Source organism: Bacillus sp. FJAT-27001, from assembly GCF_019039175.1.
Classification (GTDB): Bacteria; Bacillota; Bacilli; order Bacillales; family Bacillaceae; genus Bacillus; species Bacillus velezensis.
The window spans coordinates 254,393-274,005 of sequence record NZ_JAHOAA010000002.1 but is presented as its reverse complement, the minus strand read 5'-3'; the positions used below and the strand labels follow the sequence as shown (position 1 = coordinate 274,005).

The following is a 19,613-nucleotide window of genomic DNA, read 5'->3' as shown; positions in this document are numbered from 1 at the left end:
TCAGATTATAGCAAAGAAAAACACCATGACTGAAATGGCTGAAAATATATTTTCAGCATAAAAACACCCGGCAAAACCGTAAAATGGTCCGCCGGGCATCCGAGGGGCTGTCAGATAAGCCGCTTTCTCATTTCGGAAATAAAATATAAGGAGCCGGTAATGATGATGACATCATCCGCCCCGTCTTTTTGTTCTATCCATTCTTTCACACTGTCCGGGTTCTCATCGAAGCTCTTATCCGCTAGACTGCTTGCGTTATAAAGGGCTTCGGCGCTTGAAGCACGCGGAAAGTCAAATGATACAAAGTGAATGGAATCCGCTTCGGTTTCAAGCTTTTTAATCATTTCCTGATACGGTTTGTCTTTTAATGCGCTGAATACGACATGGACGTTTTTACCGGCAAAGCGCTGCCGGATCGTTTCTGTCAGCGTTTCAACGCCCTCTTCGTTATGCGCGCCGTCCGCAAACACTAAAGGGCGGCTTTGAAGACGTTCAAACCGGCCCGGCCACGATGCTTTTTTCAGGCCGTTTCGTATCGCTTCTTCAGAAATGGCTGCGGCTTCCATGCGATTCAGCCATTCAGCGGCCAATATCGCCAATGCCGCATTCTGTCTTTGGTGAATGCCGATCAGCGACGTTTGAATGTTTTCATAGCATTTCGTTTCCGTTTCCAGCGAAAAGCTTTCACCGGAAGGAAGCGCCGCTTCATTAAACAGTCTGCACGTTTTATATAGTGACTGATACGGAGCCTGCTTTTTTTCGGCTTCCGCTTCAATAACGCCGAGTGCTTCCGGCTGATTGACGCCCGTAATGACCGGAATGGAATTTTTAATGATACCGGCTTTCTGCCCGGCGATCTCCTCGATGGTATTGCCTAAAATCGCCATATGGTCATGTCCGATACTTGTAATGACCGACAGGAGCGGATTCACAATATTGGTTGAATCAAATGTGCCGCCGAGCCCCGCTTCAAAAATGACAAAATCGATATCAGCCCGCTTCGCAAAATATAAAAATGCACACGCTGTAATGATTTCAAATTCTGTCACCGTTCCGGCATCGGTCTTATCAAGCTCATCGACTATCGGTTTTATGTCATTAACGAGCGTTCTCCATTCCTCATCAGAAATCGGCGTGCCGTTGACGCTGATACGCTCATTAAACGTAATGATGTAAGGCGATGTGAACGTGCCGACTTTATAACCGGCTTCTTGAAGCACGGAACGGATAAAAGCGACGGTTGATCCTTTGCCGTTTGTGCCCGCCACATGAATGGCGCGAATGTTCTTTTCCGGGTGTTCCAGTTTTTCCATCAGCTTTTCCATACGGAGAAGGCCCGGCTTAACGCCGAACTTGAGTCTGCCATGAATCCAGCTGATCGCTTCTTTGTACGTATTAAACAATGAAATCCCCTCTTTTATACGACAAGGCGGTTTCTTAGGAAACCGCCCCGCTGTTTTATCAGCCTTTCAGCTCTGCAATCCGCTGCCGGACAGCTTCGCGTTTTGCCGTGTAGTCTTTCTCTTTTCCGCGTTCTTCTTCAATGACATGCTCAGGAGCTTTTTTAATGAATCCTTCGTTGCCGAGTTTTTTCTGAACGCGTTCGACCTCTTTTGTCAGCTTGTCGAATTCTTTTTGCAGACGGGCGATCTCCTCATCAATGTTAATCAGCCCTTCAAGCGGCAGAATGACTTCCGCTCCGGTGACGACCGCTGTCATCGCTTTGTCTGCCGCAGTGATATCCGTCCCGATTTTCAGCGTGCTCGGATTCGTAAAGCGCTCAACGTAAGAACGGTTCTTCTCAAGGCGGCCGGCAATGTCTTCGGTAGCTGTTTTAATATAAAGCTCAACCTGCTTGCTCATCGGCGTGTTGACTTCGCTCCGGATATTGCGGACAGAACGGATTAATTCAACGAGCAGTTTCATATCCGCCGCTGCCTCTTTATCCGTATGCTCCGGCACCGGAACCGGCCAAGAGCTGATCGTGATTGACTCGCCTTCATGAGGAAGGTGCTGCCAGATTTCTTCCGTTAAGAATGGCATAAACGGGTGAAGAAGACGCATCGTCTGGTCAAGCACGTATGCCAGAACAGAACGGGTTGTTTTCTTCGCCGCTTCATCTTCCCCGTACAGCGGAAGCTTCGCCATTTCGATATACCAGTCGCACACATCGTCCCAGATAAAGTTGTACAGGTGGCGTCCGACTTCGCCGAATTCATAACGATCCGCAAGCTGTGTTACGTCTTCTATCGTTTCATTCAGTCTTGTGAGGATCCACTTATCAGCAACTGATTTTTCACCGGACAGATCAAGCTCGTCATACGTCATGCCGTCCATGTTCATTAATGCAAAACGGGAGGCGTTCCAAATTTTATTTGCGAAATTCCATGTGGATTCCACTTTTTCATAGCTGAAACGGAGATCCTGTCCCGGTGAACTTCCGGTTGCCAGGAAATAGCGCAGGGAATCCGCTCCGTACTTGTCGATGACATCCATCGGGTCCACGCCGTTCCCAAGGGATTTACTCATTTTTCTGCCCTGCTCGTCACGGATTAAGCCGTGAATCAGCACGGCTTTGAACGGACGCTCGCCGGTAAACTCAAGACCTTGGAAAATCATCCGGGATACCCAGAAGAAAATGATGTCATATCCCGTTACAAGAACATCGGTTGAGTAATACCGCTTAAAGTCTTCAGCGTTTTCATCAGGCCAGCCCATTGTAGAAAACGGCCAAAGCGCGGAGCTGAACCATGTATCAAGCACGTCTGAATCCTGTTCCCAATTTTCACTGTCCTCAGGCGCCTCAAGGCCGACGTACACTTCTTTTGTTTCTTTATGATACCAAGCCGGGATGCGGTGGCCCCACCACAGCTGACGGGAAATACACCAATCACGGATATTTTCCATCCAATGCAGGTACGTTTTCTCGAAACGGTCTGGAACGAAGTGAACTTTCTCTTCTTTTGACTGAAGGTCAACCGCAGCATCGGCCAGCGGCTGCATTTTGACAAACCATTGTGTGGACAGGTACGGCTCAACAACGGCGCCGCTTCTCTCACTATGTCCGACAGAATGCATATGGTCTTCGATTTTAAAGAGAACACCGGATTCCTGAAGATCTTTGACGAGTTTTTTGCGGCATTCAAACCGGTCCATGCCGTTATATTGCAGCGCTTTTTCATTCATTGTTCCGTCTTCATTCATGACGAGAATCCGCTCTAAATTGTGGCGGTTTCCGAGTTCAAAGTCATTCGGGTCATGGGCAGGCGTGATTTTAACGGCGCCTGATCCGAATTCCATATCAACATAATCATCGCCGACGATCGGAATTTCGCGGTTTGTAATCGGCAGAATCACCGTTTTGCCGATTAAGTGCTTGTAGCGCTCATCTTCAGGATGAACCGCGACAGCCGTGTCGCCAAGCATCGTTTCCGGACGGGTGGTCGCGATTTCAATTGAGCCTGAACCGTCTGCTAACGGGTAGCGCAAATGATAAAACGCGCCCTGTACGTCTTTGTAAATCACTTCAATATCGGATAAAGCCGTTTTTGTGGCAGGGTCCCAGTTGATGATATATTCGCCTCTGTAAATCAAGCCTTTCTCGTACAACTTGACGAATACTTCCCGCACGGCTTTGTTCAGCCCTTCATCAAGAGTGAAACGTTCACGTGAATAATCGAGTCCGAGTCCCATCTTGGCCCATTGGCTGCGGATGAAATCAGCATACTCTTCCTTCCACTTCCACGTTTCTTCTAAAAACTTTTCACGGCCGAGATCATAACGGCTTGTGCCCTGTTCGCGGAGTTTCGCTTCGACTTTTGCCTGAGTGGCGATGCCGGCGTGGTCCATGCCCGGAAGCCAGAGCACGTCATAGCCCTGCATGCGTTTCATACGCGTAACGATATCTTGCAGCGTCGTATCCCACGCATGTCCGAGGTGCAGCCTGCCCGTCACGTTCGGCGGCGGAATGACGACAGAATACGGCTGTTTCGTTTGATCGCCGCCCGCTTCAAAATATTTTCCTTTCAGCCAAAAATCATAGCGGCCTTTTTCAATCGCAGACGGATCATATTTTGTCGGCATTGTTTGTTCGTTTGTATCCATGATAACCCTCCAGCATGTTTAGAAATGGCTGAGCAACTAAAAAAGAGCCTTCATCCTGATAAAGGACGAAAAGCTCTTTCGCGGTACCACCTTTTTTCATGAACAGATTTGTTCATGCACTTAAACGGATAACGGGTGCGGCCCGAATTTCTCTACTGTATGTTCAAGAAATTATGCTCCCGGGCGACCTTCCAATGAGACAGCATAAGAAGCCTTTCAGCACAGTAGCTTCTCTCTCTTCATGCGTCTTTCTTGTACTCTTCCCGTTCAAAGCAGGTGTATTTATATCAGCTCATGATCTTATTTATTATGTTCTTTATTATAGTAAAAGTGTTTTTGATTCGTCAATCATCTTTTCCAAAAACCGCTGCCGTCATACATAAATGGGCATGCACCCCGCCCTTTCCCTTACATACGATACATAGAAAGGCGAATGTGAGGAGGAATTGCCCGTGAGAAAAAAATTCAATTCTTATTCGCTCCCCCAGTGGGCCAGACAGGTCCGCCTTGTATCCGTGCAAGTCATTATCCCGATTACGATCTTTCAGGGGATCAGGACGATTTTCTTTCCGACGACTTTTGATGTCCTGCTGCTTGCCATCCTGCTGTTTTTAGCGTGCGCCCTGCATTTGGAATGGATATAAAAAAACGAGTCCCGTTATGAAGAGGACTCGTTTTCCGCTTTTATTTTTTTCTCCCGCTCAATCTGATGAACCTTCATGAGAAAAGGCTCAACATTTTTCATCTGCCAAAACGCTCTTAATAATTGCGTGCACTCTTCTTTTTCAGAGCCCCTTTGGCCGGTCTGATACCGTTTCAGCACTTTGTACATGGCGGACGGATAAGCCATATAGCTGAGAAACAGGCTGATTTCCGCTTCACGGAGCGGGAATGATTTGTGATACGTATAAAACCAGTCCAGACACTCCGGGCATGCTTTCGGATAGCTTCTGAACATTCTGGAGTAAAAGCCGAGCAGGTCATTTTGCGGAGGGCCCAGCGCAGCTTTCTCGAAATTCGTGAAAAAGCCCGATCCCGCATCATTATACAGAAAGTGGCGGCTCGATAAGCTGCCGTGGTTGATCACCGTTCTCGTCTTGTCATGATCCTTTGCCGCGTCAAACCATTCTTCCAGACGTTCCAGAGCGAAATTGACGGCGGAAACCGTTTCTGTAAGATACGTAACAGCCTGCAGTTCAAAAGGTGAAAGATACCACTCTTTTTCCGCCCGGTCGGCGAATTGTTCATAGACAAGCTTATCATTTTCCCAATCTCTTTTCGTTGCTTCATAAAAGCCGCTGATATCTTCAGTCCGGATTTGGATGTCCCGCACAGTCGCAGAATGGAGCTTCGCGACCTCTTTAAAAAGGTAAACATGTTTTTGATCCCGTTCCTCTTCCTGATCGTACTGAAGCCAAGGCATTAAATAATAAGAATTCTCCGTCTGTCTTCCCGCAAAAAAATCGCCGGCATACGTGCGGCAGATCGGCACAAATGATCGGTAGCCTTTCTCCTCAATCTCAATCATAAGATCCGTAAATTCACTGCTGCGGGCCGGCTTGAGCTGTTTCAAAGCAAAAATGCCGTAGTTTGAGTAGACCTTCCAAACATGCGGGCTGACAGGCTCAATATACTCAGCCGCCAGCCCGTATTCCTGAAGCACTGATTGGACTGCTTCCATTCCATTCACCACATTTTTACGGCCTCTTTGTGCTTACGCATGGCTGTTATTATATTCAGGTATATACAGAAGCTGACCTTCTTCAAGCTCGTCATCAAACGATAAAGCATTCGTTCTGATGAGCTGCTGGGATGTTATGTCATATCGTTCACACACCCGGTCGATAGTATCTTGCTGCTGTACGATACAAATTTTCATTCTTGAAAACTTTTCTTCTTCCCTTGTAAATAATTTTGTCAAGTAATGAGAGTTGTCATTTTCCTTCTGCTCGGTTCCCGGTGCCGCTTCTTCATTCTTTCTTTCAGACTTAAGCGGCTCAGGCGGTTCAGCTTGCGCCGGCTCCTCAGGCGGCAGTTTGGAAAACTGAAAAGACAAATCGAGAGGCTTTCCGGTTTCCTCCTCCGGCTGCGCCATCTTCCTTACCTCAATTTCAAACCCTTCTTCATCATGAGCCTCTTCTTCAAGCAGCTTAGGAGCGCTGTAAAACTCCTCTTCCTGCCGTTCCGGAACGAACTCGCGATAAACGGGCGCCTGCTCTTCTTGAAAAACCGCAGGCTCATCTTCGTCTTCTGCCGCCTCATGATCACTCTGACGGAGAAGCGGCTCGGCCTCTGGCTGCTCTTCTTTTTGAAGGAAGGGCTGTTCCGCAATTTTTGGTTTTTCTGCATGCGGAGTCAGAGTGAACGCAGGGAAAACCGGCTCGTTATCATCTTTTGGCTCTTCCTGCACTTCTGCTGAATCATCCTCAAATACAGGTTCATTCCTCACAGACGACATGATTGCAGGCTCCTCAGCTTCTTCCGGCTCTTCTTCGTGTTGGAAAGAAACGGGAGGAGGAGGCTCAGTAAAGGAAACAGGTTTCGGCACCTCTTCCTGCTCCCTCAGAACCGGGGCGGTCTCCTGCTCTTCTTCTTCCCGCTCCCTCAGAATCGGGGCAGTCTCCTGCTCTTCTTCTTCCTGCTCCCTCAAAATCGGGGCAGTCTCCTGCTCTTCTTCTTCCCGCTCCCTCAGAATCGGGGCAGTTTCTTTCTCTTCTTCTTCCTGCTCCCTCAGAATCGGGGCAGTTTCTTCCTCTTCTTCTTTGTGCTCCCTCAAAATCGGGGCAGCTTCCTGCTCTTCTTCTTCCCGTTCCCTCAGAATCGGGGCTGCTTCCTGCTCTTCTTCTTCCTGCTCTCTCAGAATCGGGGCAGCTTCCTGCTCTTCTTCTTCCCGCTCCCTCAGAATCGGGACAGTTTCCTGCTCTTCTTCTTCCCGTTCCCTCAGAATAGAGGCAGTTTCCTGCTCTTCTTCCTCCTGCCTGAGTAAAGGCGGGGTTTCTTCCTCGTTCTTCTCGGTTTCTTGTGCTGCTTCTTTTGACACAGTCAAAGGTATTTCAGGCTCATGGCGTATCATTAATTCTGGTTCGTTTTCGTCCTCCGAATGATGTCCGGCAAGATTGATCATTTCTTCTCTGGCAAATTCAGGTGCCACGTACAGAGGGATCTCCGGCTCTTTTGGCTCGGATTCCTCAAGCAGCCCTTCAATTGCCAAATCAGCCTGAATGGTTAAGATCCTTGAATCCGTCAGCTGATAATCAAAGGCATCGATAAATACGAAAACATCATTGAGGTGGCTCACTTTATTTTTCGGAATCGTGATGTCCACCGGGAAACAATGAATGAGCTCGGCCGTGCCATCCTCCCTCGCCCTCACTTCCTCTACATGCCTCAGCTCCCTGTCAAGCTCTTCAAAATGACTGCTGTGATCTATGTTGTACTCGCCAGTAAGTTCTAATGAGCCTTTAATTGAGACATAATCATTTACTTCCTGCACCCTGATGTCAGGGTCTAATGAAATCGAAAGTAATTCAGAAACTTCCTGTCCTTTTTGGAAACAGATTGATTCTTCAACAGAAAATTGCAATCGGTGATTATGCGGCAAGTTCATATCCTCCTTTCATCTAATCCATACAATTAGATGTCACTAAAGGTGTATGCCGCAATCCGGAAAAATATGATAATGGAGGCATTGAAAAAAGCCGATACAAGTCTTGCTTGCATCGGCTTTTCTGTATCAGCGGCTGATCGCCTGGAACACTTTCTCAGCGGCTTGAATGGTTTTTTCAATATCCTCCATTGTATGTGCAGTGGAGAGAAACAATCCTTCAAATTGAGACGGCGGCAGAAATACGCCTGCATCAGCCATCCCTTTATAATATTTAGCAAACAGCTTTAAATCAGATGATTTGGCTGCTTCATAGTTAATGACAGGCTCATTGGTGAAAAAGAATCCGATCATTGAACCCGCCCGGTTAAACGTGTGCGGAATGCCATGTGTTTCAGCTGCTTTTGAAATGCCTTCTTCAAGCATATCGCCTTTTTTCACAAATTCTTGGTAAGATTCAGGTGTGAGCTGCTGTAACGTCTCAAGTCCCGCTGTCATGGCAAGCGGATTTCCTGACAATGTTCCCGCCTGGTAGATCGGACCGCTCGGCGCGATTCGTTCCATAATGTCAGCTTTTCCGCCATACGCACCGACAGGAAGACCGCCGCCGATGACTTTGCCGAGACACGTTAAGTCAGGCGTCACGCCGAAATACCCTTGCGCACAGTTATAATCCACGCGAAAACCGGTCATGACCTCATCAAAAATGAGCAGCGCGCCATACTGTTCCGTCATGTCGCGAAGTCCTTGTAAAAAGCCTTCCTGCGGCGGAACAACGCCCATATTGCCTGCTACCGGTTCAACAATGACCCCGGCAATATCTTCACCGTACTCCCGAAATGCGAGTGCAACGCTTTCCAAGTCGTTGTATGGAACGGTAATCGTATTCATTGCTATTCCTTCCGGCACGCCCGGGCTGTCCGGAAGGCCGAGTGTCGCCACCCCGGATCCCGCTTTGATCAGCAGTGAATCACCATGGCCGTGGTAACAGCCTTCGAATTTCAAAATTTTGTTTCGGCCGGTATATCCTCTTGCCAGACGCAGGGCGCTCATTGTCGCCTCTGTGCCGGAGCTGACCATCCGTACGATTTCAACAGACGGCACACGGTCAATGACCAATTTGGCCAGTTCGTTTTCCACCTCAGTAGATGCTCCGAAACTTGTCCCGTTCTCGGCTACTTTTTTCAGGCTTTCAACGACCCGGTCGTTCGTGTGACCCAAAATGAGCGGCCCCCAGCTCAGGACGTAGTCGATATATTCATTGCCGTCAATATCAAATATTTTCGATCCTTTTCCGCGCTGCATAAAAATCGGATCCATATCGACTGATTTAAACGCGCGCACCGGGCTGTTCACTCCGCCCGGCATCAGTTTCTGCGCTTCTTTAAAAGCGGCTTTTGATTTTTCATAGCTTCTCATCTGCCTCAGCTCCCGTCAAATGAAATCGTTACTCAGCAAGCCATTTTGCTGCGTCTTTTGCATGATACGTCATAATCAGATCGGCTCCTGCACGTTTCATGCTCGTTAAAATTTCCAGCACCATTTCTTTTTCTTTAATCCAGCCGTTTTGGGCTGCCGCTTTCACCATGGAATACTCCCCGCTCACATTATATGCGACCAGCGGCAGGTGATGGCGGTTTTTCACATCACGCATAATATCTAAGTATGACATAGACGGTTTGACGATTAAAAAGTCAGCGCCTTCTGCCGCGTCTGATTCAGCCTCACGGAGCGCTTCCAAGCGGTTGGCCGGATCCATCTGATATGTTTTTCGGTCTCCGAACTGCGGCGTGCTGTCAGCCGCGTCGCGGAACGGACCGTAAAATTCACTTGAATATTTTACGGCATAAGACATGATCGGAATATTCGTGAATCCTTCTTTGTCGAGCGCTTCCCTGATCACTGTGACAAAACCGTCCATCATATTTGAAGGAGCGATGATGTCAGCGCCGGCTTTGGCCTGGCTGACGGCTGTCTGAGCCAGCAGTTCAAGCGACTCGTCATTGAGGATTTCTCCGTCTTTCACGACCCCGCAATGGCCGTGATCCGTGTATTCACAGAGACACGTATCAGCGATTACGATCATTTCAGGATAATGCTTTTTAATTTCAGCAATCCCTTTCTGCACAATGCCGTGATCGTGAAAAGCCTGGGTTCCGCAGGCGTCTTTTTCTTCCGGCACGCCGAAAACGATGACCGACTTAATGCCGAGCGATATCAGCTCAGCCATTTCATCCTTTAACAAATCGAGTGATACATGATAAACCCCCGGCATGGAAGGAACTTCTTTTTTTCCTTCGAGTCCTTCAACGACAAATAACGGGTAAATAAAATCTGAGGGGTGAAGACGTGTTTCTTTTACTAAATCTCTCATCGCAGCGTTCGCGCGCAAACGGCGGTGTCTGTTAAATGTTTGATTCATCATTATCAATCCTTTCCCGACATGCTGCACATGACGTCCAGCATGCCTTCAATCGTATAAGTCTCAGGCACATGGGATGAGATCCCGTATTCCAAGAGCGCTTTCTCTGTCAAAGGGCCGATGCTGATATAGCTCGCACCGCTGTTTTCCCACGCTTTTTCTCCGTCTCCGACCGCGTGCATAAACGTATGCACCGCCGATGAGCTGGTAAACGTAATAAAATCAAAATGAGAGCGGGATGCAGCCCGTCTCAGCTCGTCCATGCCTTTTTCATCCTGAATGGTATTGTATAACACCCATTCCCTTATTTGATAGCCAAGCGGCTCAAGCTCCGCTTTTATGACATCGCGTGATAAATTGCCCTTTATCACTGAAATGGGTTCGGCAGCTGATGCGTGCCGTTTTAAAGTATCAGCCAGACATTCCGCCACATACTCGTCAGGCATCGCATCCGTCCGGGCTCCCCGCTCTTTCAGGGCGCGCGCAGTCTTTTCACCGACGGCTGCGATTTTTTTCCGTCCCGAAAGCGCAAGACCGTGACGATCAAGATAGGAAAAAAAGAACCGGACACCGTTTACGCTTGTAAACACAAGCCAGCCCGGCTCAGAAAGGTCTTCCCGCAGACTGTCCGCACATTCATCCGGGAGCGCTTCCTGAAAAGCGATCAGCGAAGCGGAAACAGCCGTTCCGCCGAGCGCCTCCACTTTTTTTCGGAACGGTGCGGCCTGTCTTTTGTTCCGAGTGACAAGCACGGTCTTTCCTTGTAAAGGAAGGTCATTTGCCATCCTGATCGAGCTCCTGTTTCACGCTGTCGATTAGTGCTTTGGCTCCTTTTTCAGACATCATCGCCGCACAGCGTTTTCCGATTTCTTCCGGATCATGTCCCGCCGCTGTTTCTTTATAAATCGTCTTTCCGTCCGGAGACGCGACAAGACCGACCAATTCAACCTCATCCCGGTCATTGACGGACGCATACCCGGCTATCGGCACTTGGCAGCCGCCTTCCATCGCGTGTAAGAAAGCCCGTTCGGCTGCCACCGTGCGCTGCGTATACTCATCGGTAAATTGCGCAAACAGCTTCAAAAGCTCCTCATCCGACTCTCTGCATTCAATGGCAAGAGCGCCTTGGCCGACCGCAGGCAGACAGCGGTCCGGTTCGAGAAATTCAGATACGACATCATCTTTCCAGCCCATTCTCGAAAGTCCCGCAGCCGCTAAAATAATAGCATCGTAATCTTCCGTTTCAAGCTTTTGAAGTCTCGTATCAATATTGCCTCTGATCCACTTAATTGTAAGATCTGGGCGTTCAGCAAGAATCTGGGCGCTTCTTCTTAAACTGCTGGTGCCGATGATGCCTCCTTCTTTTATGTCGTCCAGCTTTTGATGCCCCTTTGAAATCAGCGCATCACGCGGATCCTCACGTTTCGGTATGCAGCCTATGACAAGACCCTCAGGCAAAACGGCGGGCATGTCTTTCATGCTGTGAACCGCCATATCAATCTCCTGATGCAGCAGCGCCTGTTCAATCTCTTTGACAAACAAACCTTTGCCGCCCACTTTTGACAGTGTAACATCAAGGATGCGGTCGCCTTTTGTGACAATCTCCCGGATTTCAAAGTTATAGGAAGGGTTCAATTCCTTCAGTTTGTTAATCACCCATTTTGTCTGGGTCATAGCCAGTTTGCTCCGTCTGGAACCTACCTTAATCGTTCTCATTTTCTTTCCTCCCGAATCTGTTTGGGCGCGTGCGTTAACTGAACCAATGGAATTGCGACAGGCTTCCGAGCAGGAAGTAATTAATCATCAGCACGAGAAAACATGCTGAATTCCATAACGCCGCCACTTTTCCCTGCAGTTCCTTAATCATTCTGATATATAAATAGTAGCTGTATAAAAGCAGCACAATAAACGAACCGAGCACTTTTGAATCAAACCAGTACAGCGTTTCCAGCGACACATACGCCCAGATCACGCCTAATATCAGGCTCAACAGCAGCATCGGAACCCCGATGACATTTAAAACGTAAGCCATATAATCAAGTTTTGACAAATCTTCAATTCTCAACAGCCATTTTCCCCACTTTTTCTTCTTTAATAAAGAATATTGAAACTGATAAAGAAGCGAAAAGACAAAAGAAAGGGAAAAAGCGCCGTAAGACAGAATCGCCATTGTAATATGAATGACCAAAAGCTCTGAGACCAGCTGGCCGGAAAAAGCGGCCGAATGCTGATCCGTCGGTGAAAACGTATGGATCGCAATCATCGAGAAACCGATGACATTCGTGAAAAACACGATAAAATCAACGCGCAGAATCTGCGTGACCACAAGTGAGAGCGTGACAAGCACCCACGCATAAAAGTAAAGGGCCTCTGTAATATTCAAGACCGGAAATCTGCCCGTCTGCCACATGAAATAAGAAAGATAGACGGTTTGCAGAGTCCAGACAATAGAAAGCAACCAGAAGGCCATTTTCCCAGCCTTCCGGTTGTGTTGAAGAAAATCTATAAAGTAAAAAAGGACGCTTACTGCATAAATAACAATTGTCGCTTCATTAAGTCTTGCCATTGCTGTATCAATCATACAGCCCTCACTCACTTACAAGCGGACGTAAGCCCGTTTTTGCTTCTGCCTTTTGAAACGAATGAACCGTCTGGCGGTTACCCAGGCTTTTGTCCAGCTGGCGGCCGGCCTCTTCCTCAATATCGAATATCTGCATAAACAGCTTCAGCTTTTCATCTGAATCCGCTTCAGCCGCAAGCTCTTTCGCTTTCAGAATCGGGTCGCGCAGCATTTGGTTAATGATGCTTTTCGTATGTTTGCTGAGAAGTTTTTTCTCTCTTACCGTCAGATGAGGCAGCTTGCGCTCAATGCTCTGCATCGTATCGGACTGGATGGACAGCGCCTTTTCACGCAGCGCCGAAATGACCGGCACAACGCCGAGCGTATTAAGCCACTGCTTAAACTCAACAATTGCCGCTTCAATAAACAGCTCGACTTTTTCAGCGGTTTCACGGCGTTCTTGTAAGTTGGCTTCAACGATTCCTTCAAGGTCATCAATATCGTACAGAAAAACACCTTCAAGATCGTTCAGCGCCGGATCGAGGTCTCGCGGCACAGCGATATCCACCATAAATAACGGACGGCCTTTCCGCTGTCTGCCCGCTCTCTCCATCATTTCTTTAGACACGACGAAATCACTTGCGCCTGTCGAACTGATTAAAATATCAGCTTCAGCAAGTGCATGTTCAAGCTGGTTTAAGCTGCGCGCTTCTCCGGAGAAACGGTCAGCAAGCGCTTTTGCCTTCAAAAACGTTCTGTTGATGACCGTTACTTTGCCGATGCCCTGACCGTGCAGGTTTTCTGCGGCAAGCTCGCCCATTTTTCCCGCACCGAGAATCAAAATGTGCTTATTTGACAATGAGCCGAAGATTTTTTTCGCGAGTTCAACGGCGGCGTAACTGACGGAAACGGCATTGGCGCCGATATCGGTTTCAGCATGCGTGCGTTTGCCGACGGTCACCGCCTGTTTAAACAGCTCATTGAAAATGGTGCCGATCGTCTTTTCGGCCTGCGCCGTTTTAAAGCTCGAGCGGACCTGGCCGAGTATTTGCGTTTCTCCGATGACCATGGAATCCAAGCCGCATGCCACACGGAATAAATGCTCGATCGCCGCGTCGCTCTCATAAAATTTCAGAAACGGAGACAGCTCTTCTTTCGGCAGCGAGAACCATTCGGATAAAAATGTCTTTATATAATAACGGCCGGTATGAAGCTGGTCGACCACCGCATATATTTCGGTGCGGTTGCAGGTTGACACGATAATGTTTTCAAGAACACTTTTTTCTCCTTTTAAACGGAGCATCGCTTCTGCAAGCTCATCCGGCTGAAAACTTATTTTTTCGCGTATTTCAATAGGGGCGGATTTATAATCTACTCCCACAACAAGAATATGCATCGCTTTCATGCACCCCCGTACATCGCAATTTATTTATAATCATTCTAACATAGAATTTATTATTTATAATAATTATAACATAGTTTCTTCGGGAAAATGTGAACAGATTTCAAAAATGTTATGCTATAGTATAAAAAGCTCGTTTCCACTGTAATCATCATACTAAAAATCCTTTACTGCGGGTAGGTGACAGGATGAAAAAAACATCAATTTTATTACCGGGACTTCTGCTTGCCGCTTCATTATTCGCATGGCTTCAGAGCGGACAGGTTCACCTGTTTGCGAATCAGGGGGAATGGCCGGTGCTCCTTATGCTTTTGGGCGCTGCGCTCTTGTATCAGGGCAAAAAGGAAGCGGCCGGGCCTCACGTCCTGATCGGCATGCTTCTTTTCGGCATAGGTTTACACTTTTTCACCAAACCTGAGCTCTCATGGTGGCCGGGAGATTTTGAAATGATTCTCTTCGTCTTCGGATTCTCCTTATTTGCGGCAGCCAGAAAAGAATATGTATACGAAGCGGTTGCCATGATTGGTTTTTCCCTCTTTTTATACTTCTTTAAACAAATTACGGCGTGGCTGGAGTCCGTCCATATTCCGACGGAACACTTCAAAACATACTGGCCGTATGTTTTCATCGGAATCAGCCTTTTATTATTGTTTATCAAGCGGAACAAAACTATACGATAAAACCCAAAACGCACTGCGTTTTGGGTTTTTCATTACCGGCTGATCATTTTTTTAATGGCTCCCCATGCTTCATCTTTGCCTTTTTTCGTTTCAGAGGAAAATAAAATCAGCTCGTCTTCAGGATCCATATCAAGCGTCTGTTTGACAACCTTTAAGTGCTTGTCCCATTTTCCTTTTGGAATCTTATCCGCTTTTGTCGCGATAACGATGACGGGAATGCCGTAATACTTCAGGAATTCATACATGTTCACGTCTTCAGCAGACGGCGCGTGCCTGAGGTCGACAATCTGCACGCAGGCTTTCAGCTCTTCGCGGGTCGTCATATAGGTTTCAATCATTCTCCCCCATGCTTCCCGCTCGCTTTTGGAAACTTTCGCAAATCCGTACCCGGGAACGTCGACAAAATGCAATTCATCATTGATGATGTAAAAGTTTAAGGTCTGTGTTTTCCCCGGTTTTGATGACGTTCTGGCCAAGTTTTTCCGATTGATTAATGAATTGATAAAAGATGACTTTCCTACATTTGATCTTCCCGCCAGCGCGATTTCCGGAAGCCCCCCATCAGGGTACTGTTCGGGTTTGACCGCGCTGATCACGATTTCTGACTTTGTGACTTTCATTTCTTCTCTCCTACTAAGGCATGTTCCAAAACGTCATCCAGGTGAGAAACGAATATAAACTTCAGTCCTTCTCTGACGCTTTCTGGAATATCCTCTATATCTTTTTCGTTATCTTTAGGCGCAATAATAGTGGTCAGGCCCGCTCTGTGCGCGCCGAGCGCCTTTTCTTTCAGTCCGCCGATCGGAAGCACGCGGCCCCGCAGCGTAATTTCTCCCGTCATACCGACTTCGCGTTTTACCGCACGGTCCGTTAATGCTGAAACGAGCGCCGTGGCCATCGTAATTCCGGCAGAAGGGCCGTCTTTCGGCACCGCTCCTTCAGGGACATGGATATGAATGTCATACTTCTCATGGAATTTCGGATCGATTCCGAACTGTTCCGCTTTCGAGCGGACATAACTGAAAGCGGCCTGCGCTGATTCCCGCATGACATCTCCAAGCTTCCCGGTCAGAATCAGCTTTCCTTTTCCCGGTGACAATGACACTTCGATTGACAGCGTATCTCCGCCGACCGTCGTATACGCAAGCCCCGTGACAACCCCGATTTGATCTTCGGTTTCCGCCTGTCCGTATCTGAATATCCGTTTTCCGAGATAGTCGGCCAGATTTTTCTCTGTAACGGTAATGCGTTTTCTCTCCTCAGACACAATGGCTTTTGCAGCCTTTCGGCAAATGGCGGCAATCTGGCGTTCAAGCGTTCTCACGCCGGCTTCCCTCGTGTAGTAGCGGATGATGTCCGTAATCGCCTGGTCCCGAATCTGCAGGTTGCTCTTTGTGAGCCCGTGCTCTTTGATTTGTTTCGGAAGCAGGTGGTCCTTCACGATCTCCAGCTTTTCGTTTTCAGTGTAGCCTGACAGGCTGATAATCTCCATTCTGTCTCTGAGAGGTCCCGGTATGGAAGCAAGGTTATTCGCAGTCGCGATAAACAGCACTTTCGATAAATCGAACGTCTCTTCAATATAGTGGTCGCTGAATGTGCTGTTTTGTTCCGGATCCAGCACCTCAAGCATCGCCGAAGAAGGATCGCCTCTGAAATCAGACGACATTTTGTCGATCTCATCCAGGAGAAAGACCGGATTTTGTTTGCCGGCTTTTTTCATCCCCTGTATAATACGGCCCGGCATCGCTCCGACGTATGTACGCCGGTGCCCGCGGATTTCAGACTCATCGCGCACTCCGCCCAGTGAAATTCTCACAAAACGGCGCCCCATGCTCGTACTGATTGATTTTGCAAGAGATGTTTTACCGACTCCCGGAGGTCCGGCCAGACAAAGAATCGGCCCTTTCAGCGTTTTCGTCAGCTGTTTCACGGCCAAATACTCCAAAATCCGCTCTTTCACTTTCTCTAAGCCGTGGTGCTCTTTATCTAAGATTTCCCCGGCTTTTTTAATATCAAGTTTATCTTCTGTTTCATCCGACCACGGAAGGGCGATGAGCCAGTCAATATAGTTGCGGATAACAGAGCTTTCCGCTGAGCTTGACGGCACTTTTTCGTAACGGCTTAATTCCTTAAGCGCCGTTTCTTTGACACGCTCGGGCATGCCTGCTTCTTCTATCTTTTCCGTGAGCGACTGAACTTCGCCGGTTTTTCCTTCTTTGTCGCCAAGCTCCTTCTGAATGGCTTTCATCTGTTCACGCAAGTAGTATTCCTTTTGAGTGCGTTCCATCGAACGTTTGACGCGCTGACCGATTTTTTTCTCAATCTCCAGCACTTCTTTTTCATTATGAATGGAACGGATGACCTTATTCAGACGTTCTTTAATATCCGCCGTTTCTAAAATGTCCTGCTTGTCCTTTAATTTCAGCGGGAGATGAGAAGCGACGATATCCGCCATTCTGCCGGGCTCTTCAATATCAGTCACAGCCGCATACGTTTCTGCGGAGATTTTTTTAGAAATTTTTATGTACTGGTCAAAATGGTCCAGCAGCGTCCGCATAAGCGCTTCGTCTTCCACGTCTTTTGAATCATCCTCTTGCATCAGCTGTATATCGACCGAAGTATAATCTTCGAGCTCGGTGTATTCAAGGATCTGCGCCCGCTTAATTCCTTCTACGAGCACTCTGATCGTACCGTTGGGCAGCTTCAGCATCTGTTTAATTTTTGTATAAGTGCCGACGGCGAAAATATCCTCTTCACCCGGTTCGTCTATCGAAATATCCTGCTGAGTGGCTAAAAAAATCATATGATCATGCATCATTGCCTGTTCAAGAGCCTGAACCGACTTGTCACGGCCTACATCTAAATGTAAAACCATTGTCGGGTATACCAATAAGCCTCTTAAAGGGAGGAGCGGGATGCTGCGTTTTGTATCTTCTGCCATGTGACTGACACCTCCGTGACTTTAGTATGAACCATTATAATACAACTTTTTCATCGTTGTACAATTCCGGGATCGGGCTTTAATCGGCTTATCCGCCTGCCCTGTATATAAAACAGTCTCTTCGTAGTATACCCTTTCTTTCTGTTCTGAAAAAGGAAAAGATGTCCTCCATAAAAAAACCCCATTATAAAAATGGGGTTTATACGGATTCTTTATTCATTTGGATATCAAACGGTTTTTGTTCTGAAGGAGGGTCAACCAATATGACGTCCAGCACTTCCTGGAACGTTTTTACCGCTTTAATGGTGATTCCGTCTATTCGTTTCAGAATGGACTGCTGATTTTCATATGGGATAATGACCGTTTTTGCTCCGGCCTGTTTTGCGGCTTTAATTTTCGGAATGACGCCGCCGATCGGTTTGACAAGCCCCGTCAGGCTGATTTCTCCCGTCATCGCCACCGTATGGTCGATCGGGATGCGGTGAATCGCGGAAAAAATCCCCGCGGCCATCGCGATACCTGCTGAAGGTCCGTCAATCGGGCCTCCGCCCGGAAAATTCACGTGAATGTCATAGTCTGAAGGTTTGATGCCCATTGTGCGCAGAACCGTCAGAACATTTTCCACAGATCCCTTTGCCATGCTTTTGCGGCGGATCGACTTCGATTGGCTGCCGATACTTTCTTCCTCTGCAATTCCCGTGATATTCAGGCTTCCTTTGTCCTGCGCAGGTGTGACATTCACTTCGATTTCCAGCAATGCGCCGCTGTTCGGCCCGTAGACGGCAAGTCCGTTCACGATGCCGACTTGCGGTTCATCGGCGATTTTCTGCTCATTTTTAGGTGTAAGCTGACTGGAATGAACAACCCATTCTATATCTTCTGTCGTAATTTCTTTTCTGTCCTCAGTCACCGCCATGCCGGCGGCGATCTGGATCATATTGACGGCTTCACGTCCGTTTCTCGTATATGTGGTCAGCACACTGAGAGCTTCGTCAGAAATCTCTTTCTGAATTTTGTCGGCTGCTTTTTTCGCAACGATTTTAAGTTCATCCTTTTCCAGCTCGCGGAAAAATACTTCAAGACAGCGCGAACGGATGGCCGGCGGAATTTCATTCGGCATTCTCGTTGTCGCTCCGATCAAACGGAAATCTGCCGGAAGCCCATTTTGAAAAATATCATGAATGTGATTCGGTATTTGCGTATTTTCTTCACTGTAATACGCACTGTCTAAAAATACTTTTCGATCTTCAAGCACCTTCAGCATTTTATTCATCTGAATCGGATGAAGCTCGCCGATTTCATCAATAAACAATACCCCGCCGTGAGCATGGGTCACAGCCCCCTGTTTCGGCTGCGGAATGCCTGCCTGGCCCATCGCTCCCGCTCCCTGATAAATCGGATCATGCACTGAACCGATAAGCGGATCGGCAATCCCCCGTTCATCAAACCGCGCGGTCGTCGCATCAAGTTCAACAAAAACAGCCTGCTTTTGAAACGGTGACTGTTTATGTTTTTTCGCTTCTTCCAATACCAGCCGCGCCGCAGCCGTTTTACCAACTCCCGGAGGACCGTAAATAATGACGTGCTGCGGGTTCGGTCCGCAAAGCGCTGCTTTTAACGCTTTAATTCCGTCTTCCTGGCCGACAATGTCCTGAAAGCTTTTCGGCCGCACCTTTTCTGATAAAGGTTCTGATAAACTGATGGCGCGCATTTTGCGCAGCTGTTCCATTTCTTTTTTTGATTCTTTATCTATCGTCACTTTTTGTGTACGCTGGTTTTTGAGCAGATTCCAAAAATATAATCCGATGACTATTCCGAAAAACAGCTGTACAAATAATGCGATCCCTGTCCAACTCATGCTGGTCCCTCCTGAAAAAACGATTTATGTATCCAATTCATT

At 47.8% G+C, this 19,613-nt stretch carries 15 protein-coding genes and 1 other annotated feature; of the genes, 2 read left to right on the top strand and 13 right to left on the bottom strand.

Features of this window, described 5'->3' with window-relative positions; genetic code table 11:
* Positions 1-110: 110 nt before the first annotated feature.
* On the bottom strand, positions 111-1,403 hold the full coding sequence (locus BGM27_RS06030) for a bifunctional folylpolyglutamate synthase/dihydrofolate synthase (RefSeq protein ID WP_007408161.1): 1,293 nt from the start codon (positions 1,401-1,403) through the stop codon (positions 111-113).
* Positions 1,404-1,461: 58 nt separating this feature from the next.
* Positions 1,462-4,104, bottom strand: coding sequence for a valine--tRNA ligase (locus BGM27_RS06025; protein WP_007408160.1), 2,643 nt, complete (start codon positions 4,102-4,104; stop codon positions 1,462-1,464).
* Positions 4,105-4,162: 58 nt separating this feature from the next.
* Positions 4,163-4,384, bottom strand: a binding site (T-box leader).
* A 172-nt stretch (positions 4,385-4,556) separates the two neighbouring features.
* Here BGM27_RS06025 and BGM27_RS06020 point away from each other — a divergent pair.
* Complete coding sequence (locus BGM27_RS06020; protein WP_003152639.1) at positions 4,557-4,748, top strand: hypothetical protein; 192 nt, start codon at positions 4,557-4,559, stop codon at positions 4,746-4,748.
* A gap of 14 nt (positions 4,749-4,762) precedes the next feature.
* Here BGM27_RS06020 and ysxE read toward each other — a convergent pair whose 3' ends face one another.
* The 8 genes from ysxE to hemA all read right to left on the bottom strand — a co-directional run bounded on the left by ysxE (position 4,763) and on the right by hemA (position 14,086).
* Positions 4,763-5,785 carry a spore coat protein YsxE gene (gene ysxE, locus BGM27_RS06015; RefSeq protein ID WP_007408159.1) on the bottom strand — a complete coding sequence of 341 codons (1,023 nt, stop codon included), beginning with the start codon at positions 5,783-5,785 and terminating at the stop codon, positions 4,763-4,765.
* A gap of 33 nt (positions 5,786-5,818) precedes the next feature.
* The gene (locus BGM27_RS06010) at positions 5,819-7,705 is read right to left on the bottom strand and encodes a LysM peptidoglycan-binding domain-containing protein (RefSeq protein ID WP_020954255.1); all 1,887 of its coding nucleotides are present in this window, start codon (positions 7,703-7,705) and stop codon (positions 5,819-5,821) included.
* Positions 7,706-7,837: 132 nt separating this feature from the next.
* A complete protein-coding gene (gene hemL / locus BGM27_RS06005) occupies positions 7,838-9,127 on the bottom strand; it encodes a glutamate-1-semialdehyde 2,1-aminomutase (RefSeq protein WP_007408158.1) in 1,290 nt (429 codons plus the stop codon).
* Positions 9,128-9,155: 28 nt separating this feature from the next.
* Positions 9,156-10,130, bottom strand: coding sequence for a porphobilinogen synthase (gene hemB, locus BGM27_RS06000; RefSeq protein ID WP_015240312.1), 975 nt, complete (start codon positions 10,128-10,130; stop codon positions 9,156-9,158).
* A 5-nt stretch (positions 10,131-10,135) separates the two neighbouring features.
* Positions 10,136-10,915, bottom strand: a complete 780-nt coding sequence (locus BGM27_RS05995) for a uroporphyrinogen-III synthase (RefSeq protein WP_007408156.1) — start codon at positions 10,913-10,915, stop codon at positions 10,136-10,138.
* Positions 10,905-11,846, bottom strand: coding sequence for a hydroxymethylbilane synthase (gene hemC / locus BGM27_RS05990; protein ID WP_007408155.1), 942 nt, complete (start codon positions 11,844-11,846; stop codon positions 10,905-10,907). The genes BGM27_RS05995 and hemC overlap by 11 nt, the downstream gene beginning before the upstream one ends.
* Before the next feature lie 34 nt (positions 11,847-11,880).
* Positions 11,881-12,711, bottom strand: a complete 831-nt coding sequence (locus BGM27_RS05985) for a cytochrome c biogenesis protein (protein WP_007408154.1) — start codon at positions 12,709-12,711, stop codon at positions 11,881-11,883.
* Positions 12,712-12,718: 7 nt separating this feature from the next.
* A complete protein-coding gene (gene hemA / locus BGM27_RS05980; RefSeq protein WP_007408153.1) occupies positions 12,719-14,086 on the bottom strand; it encodes a glutamyl-tRNA reductase in 1,368 nt (455 codons plus the stop codon).
* Between the two features lie 194 nt (positions 14,087-14,280).
* On the opposite strand from hemA, the gene BGM27_RS05975 reads away from it, so the two are divergent.
* Complete coding sequence (locus BGM27_RS05975; RefSeq protein ID WP_007408152.1) at positions 14,281-14,772, top strand: hypothetical protein; 492 nt, start codon at positions 14,281-14,283, stop codon at positions 14,770-14,772.
* 32 nt (positions 14,773-14,804) lie between these two features.
* On the opposite strand, the gene yihA is transcribed toward BGM27_RS05975, so the two are convergent.
* The 3 genes from yihA to lonB all read right to left on the bottom strand — a co-directional run bounded on the left by yihA (position 14,805) and on the right by lonB (position 19,571).
* Complete coding sequence (yihA, locus tag BGM27_RS05970; protein WP_003152626.1) at positions 14,805-15,392, bottom strand: ribosome biogenesis GTP-binding protein YihA/YsxC; 588 nt, start codon at positions 15,390-15,392, stop codon at positions 14,805-14,807.
* Positions 15,389-17,713 carry an endopeptidase La gene (gene lon, locus BGM27_RS05965; protein ID WP_007408151.1) on the bottom strand — a complete coding sequence of 775 codons (2,325 nt, stop codon included), beginning with the start codon at positions 17,711-17,713 and terminating at the stop codon, positions 15,389-15,391. The genes yihA and lon overlap by 4 nt, the downstream gene beginning before the upstream one ends.
* A 199-nt stretch (positions 17,714-17,912) precedes the next feature.
* A complete protein-coding gene (gene lonB, locus BGM27_RS05960; RefSeq protein WP_012118116.1) occupies positions 17,913-19,571 on the bottom strand; it encodes an ATP-dependent protease LonB in 1,659 nt (552 codons plus the stop codon).
* Positions 19,572-19,613 lie beyond the last annotated feature (42 nt).